This is a genomic window from Acetoanaerobium noterae (assembly GCF_900168025.1).
Lineage (GTDB): Bacteria > Bacillota > Clostridia > Peptostreptococcales > Filifactoraceae > Acetoanaerobium > Acetoanaerobium noterae.
Genome location: NZ_FUYN01000001.1, coordinates 689,895 through 702,361, shown reverse-complemented (window position 1 = coordinate 702,361; position 12,467 = coordinate 689,895). Strand labels below are relative to the sequence as shown.

The 12,467-nt window shown below is 35.0% G+C and carries 14 protein-coding genes; all 14 read left to right on the top strand.

What is annotated here, in order from left to right; genetic code table 11:
- The first annotated feature begins 44 nt into the window (after positions 1–44).
- The 14 genes from atpB to B5X47_RS03450 all read left to right on the top strand — a co-directional run bounded on the left by atpB (position 45) and on the right by B5X47_RS03450 (position 12,460).
- A complete protein-coding gene (atpB, locus tag B5X47_RS03515; protein WP_079588817.1) occupies positions 45–758 on the top strand; it encodes a F0F1 ATP synthase subunit A in 714 nt (237 codons plus the stop codon).
- Between the two features lie 87 nt (positions 759–845).
- Positions 846–1,100 carry an ATP synthase F0 subunit C gene (atpE, locus tag B5X47_RS03510; RefSeq protein WP_079588816.1) on the top strand — a complete coding sequence of 85 codons (255 nt, stop codon included), beginning with the start codon at positions 846–848 and terminating at the stop codon, positions 1,098–1,100.
- Positions 1,101–1,144: 44 nt separating this feature from the next.
- Complete coding sequence (locus tag B5X47_RS03505) at positions 1,145–1,654, top strand: F0F1 ATP synthase subunit B (protein WP_079588815.1); 510 nt, start codon at positions 1,145–1,147, stop codon at positions 1,652–1,654.
- Positions 1,642–2,184: a F0F1 ATP synthase subunit delta gene (locus tag B5X47_RS03500; RefSeq protein ID WP_079588814.1), complete on the top strand. Its 543-nt coding sequence runs from the start codon at positions 1,642–1,644 to the stop codon at positions 2,182–2,184. The genes B5X47_RS03505 and B5X47_RS03500 overlap by 13 nt, the downstream gene beginning before the upstream one ends.
- A 15-nt stretch (positions 2,185–2,199) precedes the next feature.
- Positions 2,200–3,714: a F0F1 ATP synthase subunit alpha gene (gene atpA, locus B5X47_RS03495; RefSeq protein ID WP_079588813.1), complete on the top strand. Its 1,515-nt coding sequence runs from the start codon at positions 2,200–2,202 to the stop codon at positions 3,712–3,714.
- A gap of 26 nt (positions 3,715–3,740) precedes the next feature.
- Positions 3,741–4,595, top strand: coding sequence for an ATP synthase F1 subunit gamma (gene atpG, locus B5X47_RS03490; protein WP_079588812.1), 855 nt, complete (start codon positions 3,741–3,743; stop codon positions 4,593–4,595).
- Between the two features lie 19 nt (positions 4,596–4,614).
- Positions 4,615–6,012, top strand: coding sequence for a F0F1 ATP synthase subunit beta (gene atpD / locus B5X47_RS03485; RefSeq protein WP_079588811.1), 1,398 nt, complete (start codon positions 4,615–4,617; stop codon positions 6,010–6,012).
- A 3-nt stretch (positions 6,013–6,015) separates the two neighbouring features.
- Positions 6,016–6,417 carry an ATP synthase F1 subunit epsilon gene (gene atpC / locus B5X47_RS03480; RefSeq protein ID WP_079588810.1) on the top strand — a complete coding sequence of 134 codons (402 nt, stop codon included), beginning with the start codon at positions 6,016–6,018 and terminating at the stop codon, positions 6,415–6,417.
- 84 nt (positions 6,418–6,501) lie between these two features.
- Complete coding sequence (locus B5X47_RS03475; RefSeq protein WP_079588809.1) at positions 6,502–7,101, top strand: coiled-coil domain-containing protein; 600 nt, start codon at positions 6,502–6,504, stop codon at positions 7,099–7,101.
- A 7-nt stretch (positions 7,102–7,108) separates the two neighbouring features.
- On the top strand, positions 7,109–7,477 hold the full coding sequence (gene acpS, locus B5X47_RS03470; protein WP_079588808.1) for a holo-ACP synthase: 369 nt from the start codon (positions 7,109–7,111) through the stop codon (positions 7,475–7,477).
- Positions 7,478–7,607: 130 nt separating this feature from the next.
- Positions 7,608–8,762 (top strand): alanine racemase, encoded by a 1,155-nt coding sequence (alr, locus tag B5X47_RS03465; protein WP_079588807.1) that lies wholly within the window; start codon positions 7,608–7,610, stop codon positions 8,760–8,762.
- A gap of 52 nt (positions 8,763–8,814) precedes the next feature.
- Positions 8,815–9,177, top strand: a complete 363-nt coding sequence (locus B5X47_RS03460) for a type II toxin-antitoxin system PemK/MazF family toxin (RefSeq protein ID WP_013362323.1) — start codon at positions 8,815–8,817, stop codon at positions 9,175–9,177.
- A gap of 185 nt (positions 9,178–9,362) precedes the next feature.
- Positions 9,363–10,562, top strand: a complete 1,200-nt coding sequence (locus B5X47_RS03455; protein ID WP_159446387.1) for a glycerophosphodiester phosphodiesterase family protein — start codon at positions 9,363–9,365, stop codon at positions 10,560–10,562.
- A gap of 89 nt (positions 10,563–10,651) precedes the next feature.
- Complete coding sequence (locus B5X47_RS03450) at positions 10,652–12,460, top strand: LTA synthase family protein (protein WP_079588805.1); 1,809 nt, start codon at positions 10,652–10,654, stop codon at positions 12,458–12,460.
- Positions 12,461–12,467 lie beyond the last annotated feature (7 nt).

Genomic DNA, 12,467 nt, shown 5'->3' with positions numbered 1-12,467 from the left:
CAAATCATTTATGCAAGTTAAAACTAAAGAAAGGAGGGGATTAAGTGAACGGTCCTAAAATATTTTTTGAAATACCTATATTTGGAGGACTTCCAATCAACCAAACCATGGTATCAAGTTGGCTCGTCATGGGTACTATCATTCTCTTAGCATATCTTGGAACTAGGAAGCTAGAAAAAATTCCTAGCAAGCCTCAGCTCATAGCTGAAGGATATGTAGGGGCAGTATATGCCTTAGTGGAACAAACTATGGGGAAAGATAAACTTGGATTTGCGCCATATATTGGAACCTTGTTTGCCTTTTCACTTTTTTCTAGTCTTAGTAGTTTAGTAGGTCTAAGACCACCTACAGCAGACTTAAACACAACCTTGGGATGGGCACTTATAACATTTTTCTTAGTACAAGCAAATGGAATTAGGAAAAAAGGGATATCAGGATATCTGAAAGGCTTTTTAGATCCACTTCCACTGCTTTTACCGCTTAATATTATTTCTGAAATAGCAAACCCTATTTCTCTTAGTTTCCGTCATTTTGGAAACATTGCCGGCGGTATGGTTATTACTATGCTGTTATACAATTTTCTTGCATGGCTTAGTAGTCTAGTTCTTGGATTCTTACCATTTATCGATGCTATTCCACTTTTTCAAATTGGAATACCAGCAGTACTATCTATTTATTTTGACCTTTTCACAAGCGTACTTCAAGCATTTATCTTTAGTATGCTAACTATGGTTTTTGTGGCTATGGCCATGGACTAAACACTTTTGTTAAAAATAAGACGAATTCTTATTTTATGAAATTTATTTATGATGTACAAATGTACAATTAAAAGGAGGCACATTAATATGGAAAAAGCAATAATATTAGCAGCATCAGCAATTGGAGCAGGACTTGCAATGATCGCAGGTATAGGACCTGGTATTGGTCAGGGATATGCAGCTGGTAAAGGTGCAGAGGCAGTTGGAAGACAGCCAGAAGCACAATCTGATATAGTTAGAACTATGCTACTTGGAGCAGCGGTTGCTGAGTCAACAGGTATCTATGGTCTAGTTATTGCACTTCTTCTATTATTTGCTAACCCACTAATCAACTTATTATAGTTGTTATTAGCTTGGATAAGCAGAAATAAGGAAGGAGGAGGAAAATGTTTCAAAACTTTATAAGCCTTGGATTATTTGAAGTATTAATTACATGGGCTAACACCATTATCTTGTTTCTAGTTCTTAAAAAACTCCTTTTCAAACCTGTTAAGACCGTTATGGAAAATAGACAGAATGAAGTTGCAAAGGCTTTTATAGAAGCAGACGAAGCTAAAGCTAAGGCAGAACTACTTGAAAAGCAGTATGCTGATAAAATAGCTATGGCAAAATCTGAAGCAGCTGAAATTGTTAAGGAAGCTTCAAAAAGAGGAGAAGATCGCTTTGAGGAAATAGTAGCTGAAGCTAAAAAAGAAGCTGAAAGAATTACTACTAAAGCTAATAGCGAGATTGAAAGAGAAAAGCAAAAGGCAATGAATGAAATCAAGGATGATATTTCTGAGATTGCTATGATGATTGCAAGTAAGGTTATTCAAAAGGATATTAATTCTTCTGATCATGACCGCCTTATTAAGGATTTTATTGATAATGTAGGTGATACATCATGGCAGAACTAGTACAGCAAAGATATGCCGGAGCTTTGTATGAAGTAGCTAAAGAGCTTCAAAAAGAAGATGCTTTTCTAGAAGAGCTTAAGTTCATAGATAAAGTGCTTACTGACAATTCAGATTTTATGAAGGTACTAAAAGCACCTATGATATCTAAAGAAGAAAAGAAATCTTTGATAGAAAAAGTATTTGCCAATCAGTTATCTACTTCTACTTTTAATTTCCTGAAAATTCTAGTAGATAAAAGTAGAGTAGCTGCTTTCCCTCAAATAGCTGATGAATTTAAAAATTTACTAAATGCTGCTAGAAACATAAAAGAGGTAACAGCAATAACTGCATCACCTCTGAGTGAAGATTTAAAAGCCGCACTTATAGAAAAATTACAAGCTATTACTGGCAGCGAAATCGTTTTAAATCACTTAGTAGATTCTAGCCTTATAGGTGGAATTCTAATAAAAATTGGTAATGAACAGATAGATGGAAGTGTAAAAAGCCGTCTAGAAGGACTAAAACAAGATATTTCAGCAATAATTGCATAGAAGGGTGGTGAGACCATGGAACTTAGACCAGAAGAAATAAGCAGCATTATAAAAGAGCAAATTAAAAGATATGAAAATAAAATAGATCTTCAGGATGTTGGAACAGTTATTCAGGTTGGTGATGGAATAGCTAGAATCCACGGACTAGAAAAATGTATGGCAGGTGAGCTGCTTCAGTTTGAAGGAGATGTCTATGCCATGGCCCTTAACCTTGAAGAAGATTTTGTCGGAGCCGTAATGCTTGGTTCAGATGAAAACATCAAGGAAGGGGATACTGTTAAAAGAACAGGACGTATTGTGGAGGTTCCAGTTGGAAACCAGTTACTTGGAAGAGTACTTAATGCACTAGGACAACCTATTGATGGTAAAGGACCAATAAATACTGATACATTTAGACCGATTGAAACTCAAGCACCAGGAATCATCGAAAGAAAATCAGTTCATGAGCCTCTACAAACAGGAATAAAGTCAATTGACTCAATGATTCCTATAGGAAGAGGCCAAAGAGAGCTTATTATAGGTGATAGACAAACAGGTAAAACTACAATTGCTATCGATACTATAATCAACCAAAAAGGCAAGGATGTTATATGTATTTATGTTGCTATAGGACAAAAGCGTTCAACTGTTGCTCAAATCGTTGATACTTTAGAAAAAGCAGGAGCTATGGATTACACTATAGTTGTTTCTGCTACAGCATCTGAGCTAGCACCGCTTCAATATATAGCTCCATATGCAGGCTGCTCTATGGGTGAGCATTTTATGCATGAAGGCAAGCACGTTCTTTGCGTATACGATGATTTATCTAAGCATGCTGTTGCTTATCGTGCGATGTCACTTCTACTTAGAAGACCACCGGGACGTGAGGCTTATCCTGGAGACGTATTTTATTTGCATTCAAGATTGCTTGAAAGAGCTGCAAAGCTAAGCGATGAAAAAGGAGCAGGTTCACTTACTGCGCTTCCTATAATAGAAACTCAAGCAGGAGACGTTTCTGCATACATTCCTACAAACGTTATTTCTATAACTGACGGACAGATATTCCTAGAGTCAGAGCTATTCTTCTCAGGAGTAAGACCTGCAGTAAACCCTGGTATTTCAGTTTCAAGGGTTGGAGGTAACGCTCAAATTAAAGCTATGAAAAAAGTTGCTGGTACTGTAAAGCTTGCTTATGCACAGTACAGAGAGCTTCAATCATTTGCTCAGTTTGGATCAGACCTAGACAAGGACACTAGAGACCGTCTAGAAAAAGGAGAGAGAATCGTTGAGGTTCTAAAGCAACCAGAATCTTCTCCAATAGATGTTGAAAACCAAATTATGATTATATATGCGGTTAACAATAACTACTTAAAGGACATTTCAGTTGAAGATATCAATTCATTTGAAACTGAATTCTTTAAGTACATGAAAGAAGCATATCCTGAAATTGGAAAGGATATAGCTACATCAAAAGATATCTCAAAAGATACAGAAGAAAAACTAAAGGCTGCTATTGAAGAATTCAAGACTAAGTTCAAAAACAGTAAGTAGCCTCTAAATGAGGAGGTGAATGGAGCATGGCAGGAGTTGGAATGAAGGACATTAAAAGGCGTATCAAAAGCGTTGAGAGTACGATGCAAATCACTAAAGCAATGGAGCTTGTGGCATCTTCAAAGCTTAGAAAAGCCAAAGAAAAGGTTGAAAATTCCAGACCTTATTTCAATACACTTTATGATACTATGAGAAAAATATCTCGCAGTACAAAGGGACTAAAATCTCAGTTTACAGTGGAGAGAGATACAGGCAAAAAAGGCTATATCGTTGTTGCTGGAGATAGAGGACTAGCAGGAGGATATAACTCAAATGTTCTAAAAATGGCTGTAAGTCACATGGATAACCAAAAGTATCCAGTTATAGCAGTGGGAAAAAAATCATTGGACTTCTTCAATAAAAGAGGATATCCACTTCATGGCAAGTTTTCTTCTGGAGCTGAATCTATTGAGGTAGCTGAAATTCATCAAATTTCAGAAGAAGCTATTGCGCTTTATAAATCAGGTGAAATAGATGAGCTGTATATAGTATTTACTAAGTTCGTATCTACACTTACTCAAGAACCGCAGATAATTAAATTACTGCCTCTTAAGTTTGATGATGAAGGAGCTGCAGCTAAATCTAGTTTAACTGTATATGAGCCATCGCCAGAAGGTGTATTTGATTATTTAGTACCTAAGTATATAGATGGAATTATCTTTGGAGCAATCGTGGAATCATTTGCATCTGAGCAGGGAGCAAGAAGAACAGCAATGGAATCAGCTACTGACAATGCAGAGGAAATGATAGGGTCGCTTCAGCTTAAGTATAATAGAGCTAGACAAGCAACTATAACACAAGAAATATCAGAAATTGTTGCAGGAGCAGAAGCACTGAAGTAAGAAGATAGGAGGTAGCATAATGCCAGAGAAAAAAATAGGCACAGTGGTTCAAATAATTGGACCAGTGTTAGATATTAAATTTCCTTCTGAAGAGCTTCCCAATCTTCTAAATGCTATTGAAATTCAGCATGAAGGAAGAAAAATCATCGTTGAAGTTGCACAGCACGTAGGAAATGATACTGTAAGATGTATCGCTATGAGCTCTACTGATGGATTGGTGAGAGGGATAAAAGCTGTAGACACAGGAGAATCTATAACAGTACCAGTTGGAAGAGATACTTTAGGAAGAATCTTCAACCTTCTTGGAGACCCTGTTGATAATATGGAATATGTAGGCACAGGTAATCGTCTTCCTATTCATAGAGAGGCTCCTTCATATGAAGACCAAGAGACCTCTACAGAAATACTTGAGACAGGTATCAAAGTAGTTGACCTTATTGCACCATATGCAAAGGGTGGAAAGATAGGACTGTTTGGTGGTGCAGGAGTTGGTAAAACTGTACTTATAATGGAGCTTATCAATAACATAGCAAAAGAGCACGGTGGTATTTCGGTATTTACTGGTGTTGGTGAGAGAACAAGAGAAGGAAATGACCTTTACGAGGAAATGAAGGAGTCAGGCGTTATTGACAAAACAGTTCTAGTATATGGTCAGATGAATGAGCCTCCTGGAGCACGTATGCGTGTTGGTCTATCTGGACTTACTATGGCAGAATACTTCAGAGATCAAGAGGGTCAGGACGTTCTTCTATTTATTGACAATATATTCAGATTTACTCAAGCGGGTTCAGAGGTTTCAGCACTTCTTGGACGTATGCCTTCTGCGGTTGGATATCAGCCAACACTAGCTACAGAGATGGGAGCTCTTCAGGAGAGAATTACCTCTACTAAAAAAGGCTCAATCACTTCTGTACAGGCTGTATACGTTCCTGCGGATGACCTTACTGACCCAGCGCCAGCAACTACATTTGCCCATCTGGATGCAACTACAGTTCTTTCAAGAAACATTGCATCACTTGGTATTTATCCAGCGGTTGATCCTCTAGATTCTACATCTAGAATACTTTCAGCTGATATAGTTGGAAAAGAGCATTATGATGTTGCTAGATCTGTTCAGTCTATACTTCAAAGATATAAAGAGCTTCAAGATATCATTGCGATTCTTGGTATGGATGAATTATCTGATGAAGATAAACTAATAGTGTCAAGAGCTAGAAAGATTCAAAGATTCCTTTCTCAGCCGTTTTCTGTTGCAGAGCAGTTTACAGGTATGGAAGGAAAGTACGTACCGCTTAAAGAAACAATAAGAGGGTTTAGAGAAATAATAGAAGGTAAGCATGATGACTTACCAGAATCAGCCTTCCTTTTTGTTGGATCAATAGATGAAGTTGTGGAAAAAGCGAAGAAGGGAGAGTAGACTATGGCTACTTTTAACCTTCAGATAGTAACACCTGATAAACTTTTTTATAACGAAGATGTAGATATGCTAGTAGTTAGAACGACCGAGGGTGATGTTGGTATCCTAAAAGGTCATATTGATTATGTAGCATCACTTGATATTGGGATTATAAAAATAAAAAAAGATGGAGTTTTCAAAGAAGCTACAATAGCTGGAGGCTTTATCCAAGTAGACAAAGAAAAGACTACTATTCTAACAGAAGCGGCTGAATGGCCCATTGAGATAGATGTTGAAAGAGCTAAGAAAGCTAAGGAATTGGCTGAAAGCATAATTAACAGAAAGCTATCTGAAAGAGAAATGGATATGGCTGAGGTTAGACTTAAAAAGGCTCTTAATAGAATTAGAACAGCTCAAAAAGACTAGGCTTTGCCTAGTCTTTTCTTATTGTGTTATAATGTAGTTTAGAATAGTTATTAATAACCTTTGAGCTATAGGAGATAAAAATATATGAAAACTCAAGATATTTTTCAAGATATATTATCAAAAAAAAGAGTGCCTCTTTTACTTAACTATGCCCCTTATCAATCTATGATTAAATATGGGCAAAGCAGCAAAATGAAAGAAATAAGCAATGAAATAAAGGCTCTTATTGAAGTAGAGAAGAAACATATACTAGAAGTAAATACTTTTCATAAAGAAAAATCTAGAATTACAGCAAATGTGCTTTATATTTCTAATGAACTTAATTCTCAGAACAATCTTGGCATGGAAAAAAGGCTTGAAGAGCAACGTCTAAGAATGGAAGAAATAAGAGAAGAAATCAAAAATAGAGAAGATGAAATTCAAGATATAATAATGGAAAAGGAAGAAAAAAATCTAGAGCTTTTGAAAGAAACTATAGATTATGCTTATGAATATATGAAAAAAGACGAAGCAGAGCTGAAAAAGGTTTTGGAAGAGATAGAAGTACTAAGACAAAAACTAAAGGTAGATAGAGAAAAAAGAGATAAACTGGAAAAGCGTGTCAATTCTATTTATGGGTTTTTACATGCTATGGTAGGAGCGAAGGATACTGAAAAGCTCGATGAGGAATTTTTAAGCAAGTAGGTGAAGAATGATAAAGGGTATTGGAAATGATATCTTGGAAATAGATAGAATAAAGTCAGCTATTGAAAAAAATTCTAGATTCTTAACTAAGATATATACAAAAAGCGAGCTTGATTATTATCAGGCAAAAGGCGAGAAAATTGAAACCCTAGCAGGAATGTTCTGTGCGAAAGAAGCTGTTTCTAAAGCTCTAGGAACTGGATTTGTAAGCTTTGCGTTTACAGATATAGAAATACTAAGAGCTTCAGGAGGAAAGCCTTATGTATTGCTTCACAACAAAGCCAAAGTCGCATTAGATGAACTTGGTGGGTTTAATATAAATATAAGTATATCTCATAGCAAGCATTATGCTCATGCAGTTGCTATTATTGATTAGGATATAAAGAATTTGAAATATTGGAAAAATTCTAGCTTCAAGGTATAATGAGGTTAGATTAAATTTATAGTTTAAATCATATTTTTTATGGTAGATATAAATTGTATGATATCAGAAGGGGGATTGCATTATGAGCCATACATTTAGACCTACATGGGCAGAAATCAATCTAGACCATGTGAAAGCAAATTATAATAATATAAGAAAATTGCTTAAACCAGAGACGAAATTTTGTGCAGTAATCAAAGCGAACGCTTATGGACATGGAGCTGTGCAGTATGCAAAGGTTTTAGAGAAAGAAGGAGCAGATTATTTTGCTGTTGCAGTTTGTGAAGAAGCTTTAGAGCTAAGGCAAAATAGCATCACTAAGCCTATAATGTGTCTAGGCTATGTTCCAGAGGATAGATTTAAGGATATGATGCAAAACAATGTAGATATCACAATTTACAGCTATGAAAAAGCTACTTTATTATCTCAAATAGCCAAAGAGAATAATCTAAATGCAAAAATACATATTAAGCTAGACAGCGGTATGTCTAGACTAGGGCTTCAATGTAATAATGAAGCTGTAGATGAAATACTTAAAATATCAACCTTAGAAAATTTAGAAATAGTTGGCATTTTCACTCATTTTGCACTAGCAGATGACAAAGATTTAAGCTATACTCATGAACAGTATAAGAATTACAGCTTCGTTGTAAATGAGTTAGAGACTAAAGGACTTAAAATTCCAATAAAACACGTTTGCAACAGCGCTGCAACTATGATGCTACCAGAGTATCATCTAGATATGGTAAGACCTGGAATAATACTTTATGGACATTATCCATCAGACGATGTAGATAAATCAAAGGTAAAGCTATATCCAGCAATGGCACTTAAAAGTACAGTGGCTCATGTAAAAAAATTGGAAGAAGGCAGAGGGATAAGCTATGGTCATAAATATCGCTCTAAGGAAAATGAAATAATAGCAACAATTCCTATAGGCTATGCTGATGGATTTACAAGAATGCTATCTGGACAAGCAGATGTAAAGCTAAATGATAAAATGGTGCCTGTAGTTGGACGTATTTGTATGGATCAGTGCATGCTGTCATTGGAAGAAGAGGCCAAGGTAGGAGACCAGATTACTATATTTTCAGATGAAGAAGGTATGGATATCGAACGTTTTGCCCAAAGATTAGGGACCATAAACTATGAACTACTGTGTATGGTACAGCGCAGAGTGCCTAGAGTATATAAAGAAGATGGAAAGATTATCAAGGTACAAGATTATCTGATTTAGGGCCACCTAACGTATCTTCTCGAGTATCAGGTGAAGGGAAGAGTGCATAATAATGAGCAATAATATAACAGTCAGAAGAGGAGATATTTTTTATGCCGACCTCAATCCTGTAATAGGATCAGAACAAGGTGGAACCAGACCTGTACTCGTTGTACAAAATGATATAGGTAACAAATATTCTCCGACAATTATAATTACAGCAATAACGTCACAGATTAATAAAGCCAAGCTACCTACGCATATTGAAATTAAGGCGGGAAACTATGGACTTGTTAAAGATTCAGTAGTTTTATTGGAGCAAATAAGAACAATTGATAAAAAGCGTCTTAAAGAAAAAATTGGACGATGCGATGAAAATCTGATGGAGCAAATTGACAAGCTGCTTCAAGTTAGTTTAGGTATTTTTGAACAATAAATCATCATTAGCCAAATAATGATAACGATTAAGAATTAAAACTAAGTTTTAATAAAAGCTGTACATATTAAAGCTGTAGGAGAAATTTTCTCTTGCAGCTTTTTTCTGTCTTTAAACTGTAACCGAAATAGTGCGCTTTTAATGATAACATAATATAGACAATAGATGAAAAGGAGAAGATGAAATTGAAAAGACATATAGCATTGATGTTAACCCTATTACTTTCTCTATCAGTTCCAGCTCAAGTTTTTGCAGATACTAAGGATGATAAAGATAATGATAGTAAGCCAGTAGCAGAACAAACTGAAGATGATGGGAAAATAGATACATATATTATTGAACATAAAATATATGTAAGCGTAGAAGATTTAATGAATCTACTACAATACACCAAGGTCAGTCCAACAGAATATACATATGAAAATAAAACAATTGTTTTTGATGGAAATAATAAAACTGTAACTACGAATGGAATGAGCAAAAGTCTTCCAAATGGATTACTTTATTATATGGGAAAGACTGTAATTAGCACTGAAGCTGTAGAATCTGCTTTTGGGAAGGTTCTTACTACTAGCAATGTGAGGATGAGCTTTAATGTAATAAATAAGCAAAGTGAAACACCATCGGCTTATGCATGGACAAAAAACAGAGTTATAGCACACGCTTTAGGCTCAGTAAATGGAGTTACAAACAGCAATACTCTAGATGCAATGAAACAAAGCTATAAAAGTAATTTTAGATTATTTGAAGTAGACCTTCTTCCAACTGTTCACGGAGAGCTTGTTGCTAGTCATGGTTTTTATGAGCTTTTAGCTAGCAAATATGGAAGACCAATTCCAGAGCAGTATTCAAACGAAATACCAACCAAAGAAGAATTTTTGAATTTTAAATTTAACGGTATGTATAAAACTATAGATATAGAAGAAATAGTAGCTATAATGAGTGCAAATCCTGATATCTATATGATTACAGACACTAAAATAACTGACTATGCTCAATCTGCAGCTCAGTTTAAAGAGCTTGTTAGAGTGTGTAAAGAAATTGATGAATCAGTTTTAGATAGAATTATACCTCAAATTTACAACGAGAGTATGTATGAGGCAGTTATGAGTCAGCATAAATTTAAGTCACTTATCTATACTTTATATGCTACTTCAGCAACAAATCAACAAGCACTTGAATTTGTAACAGCAAAGGGAATCAAGGTTGTTACTATGCCACCAGAAAGAATCAATGCTCAAGATATAACACTTTTTAACTCTTATGGTATAAAAATATATACACATACTATAAATGATGCTGAGCAAATGAAAAATTTTAAAAATATGGGAGTATATGGTTTTTACACAGATTTTATAACCCCTACACAATTTGATAGCCTATAAATTACTACTTAATATTTTGTTATCTTCGTTTTTGTAGTATAATATTGTAGGATATTTCCCAGATTGTATAGATTGGATGTGAGGGTTAGTTGAAACCTAAATATATAAAGGGAGCAGGTTATATAGGTCTGCTCCTTTGTTCGTTGTTTTCTGTTATGCTAGTTGTGCTTTTAGAGCTGTCAAACAGAGCTTCATTTAGAGAAATTTTGAGCTTTATGGCAAGTGAGCCTAGAATAGTAGCACTGAATATAATTATAGCTGTGTCTCTTACTGGATTTATTTATATTCTAGTTAGGAAGGTTTGGCTTTCTAGCTTTTTAGCACTGCTTTTATCGACTCTAATGGGCTTTGTGAATATGTCAAAATTTAAATACCAAGGCGTTCCTTTTCTTCCTTGGGATATTTTTCTTATTCAAGATGCGGCTAGAGTAATGCCAGCGATGAAAAATGAATTTTTAGATTCAAAAAGTATTGCATTTCTAGGACTAGCTGCTATTTTACTATTAATAGTTGTTGCATTTTATTTTTTCTGGGATAAAAAAGTAAACTTGAAATACAATAGCAATAAGCTTTTGGGTGTAGTGAGCTCTATAGTAGTCATAACTATGTTTTCAAGTGTACTTATAGGTTTCTCCTCGGAGAATAAATATAGAGCAGATTTTTTTAGAACAAATGCTATTACTAATTATTTTTGGGACCAGAATCAGAACTATTCATACAATGGCTTTTTGCTTGGATTTACTATAAATATCAGCAATATTATTATTAAAAAGCCTGATGGATATAGTAAAACTAAAATTGCAGAAATCGACAAGGAGCTACTAGCATATGAAAAGCAAGGTGAGGTTTCACCTGATATAGTAGTTATCATGTCGGAATCCTTTGCAGATGTAACGAAAATAGAAGGACTAGAGTTTTCAAGTGACCCAATGCCAAGGTTTAGAGAAATAGGAGCAAAAGGGATAACTGGTGAAGTATACGTTCCTGTTCTAGGAGGAAAAACTGCAAATACTGAATTTGAATTTTTAACTGGTTATAGTGTAAAGCACCTTCCAGAAGGCTCTGTACCTTACCAGCAGCATATAAAAAACGATATAAACTCGTTAGCCCGATATATGAAGGAAGATAATTACTTAGCGACAGCCATACATAACAATATTCCAGAGTTTTGGAATAGAAAAAAGGTTTATGAGTATATGGGCTTTGATAGATTTATTTCTGTAGACGAATTTGAAAATCCATTTTATTTTGGAAGCTGGATTAGTGATGCAGATATGATGAGCAAGATAAAGCATACACTTGAGGAAAACGAAGACAAAAATCAGATGATTTTTGCTGTTACCGTCCAAAATCATGCTCCTTATTATGTTCCTGGAGGAGTTGAAGAGATTAAAGTGGAAGGCGATTTGTCCGCCGAAGATAAGGATATGCTATCTAGATATGCTACAGGAGTTAAAATATCTGATAATGACTTATACGAGCTTTATAAATATATAGAAAAAAGAGATAAGCCTACGATTTTATGTTACTTCGGAGATCATTTGCCAGGTGGATTCTCAATGTATAGGACTTACCCATACTATACAAACATGAAAGCTGGAACAAGCAGAAAAGATATGTTTGCAACTCCATATATAATTTGGAGCAACTATAAGGAAAATCCAAAGACTATGAATCTTGGAGTAAATGCTCTTTCTGGAGTACTGCTAGATTATGCTGAGGCTAAAGTACCTAAATTTTATGGGTACATGGCTGCTCAATATGAAGACCAGAGTATATCGGAGCAAACATATTTTGATATAAAATCAACTTATGAAGACATACAAAAATTTAGAATGAATGAATATCAAATCATGTATGACGATTTATTTGGCAAAAAATATCAAAATGAGAATTAGAAGGAAG

What these genes read in the sequence shown, in the direction of transcription:
- atpE (WP_079588816.1), top strand. Translation starts at nt 846, where the DNA reads ATGGAAAAAGCAATAATATTAGCAGCATCAGCAATTGGAGCAGGACTT.
- B5X47_RS03505 (WP_079588815.1), top strand. Translation starts at nt 1,145, where the DNA reads ATGTTTCAAAACTTTATAAGCCTTGGATTATTTGAAGTATTAATTACA.
- B5X47_RS03500 (WP_079588814.1), top strand. Translation starts at nt 1,642, where the DNA reads ATGGCAGAACTAGTACAGCAAAGATATGCCGGAGCTTTGTATGAAGTA.
- atpA (WP_079588813.1), top strand. Translation starts at nt 2,200, where the DNA reads ATGGAACTTAGACCAGAAGAAATAAGCAGCATTATAAAAGAGCAAATT.
- atpG (WP_079588812.1), top strand. Translation starts at nt 3,741, where the DNA reads ATGGCAGGAGTTGGAATGAAGGACATTAAAAGGCGTATCAAAAGCGTT.
- atpD (WP_079588811.1), top strand. Translation starts at nt 4,615, where the DNA reads ATGCCAGAGAAAAAAATAGGCACAGTGGTTCAAATAATTGGACCAGTG.
- atpC (WP_079588810.1), top strand. Translation starts at nt 6,016, where the DNA reads ATGGCTACTTTTAACCTTCAGATAGTAACACCTGATAAACTTTTTTAT.
- B5X47_RS03475 (WP_079588809.1), top strand. Translation starts at nt 6,502, where the DNA reads ATGAAAACTCAAGATATTTTTCAAGATATATTATCAAAAAAAAGAGTG.
- acpS (WP_079588808.1), top strand. Translation starts at nt 7,109, where the DNA reads ATGATAAAGGGTATTGGAAATGATATCTTGGAAATAGATAGAATAAAG.
- alr (WP_079588807.1), top strand. Translation starts at nt 7,608, where the DNA reads ATGAGCCATACATTTAGACCTACATGGGCAGAAATCAATCTAGACCAT.
- B5X47_RS03460 (WP_013362323.1), top strand. Translation starts at nt 8,815, where the DNA reads ATGAGCAATAATATAACAGTCAGAAGAGGAGATATTTTTTATGCCGAC.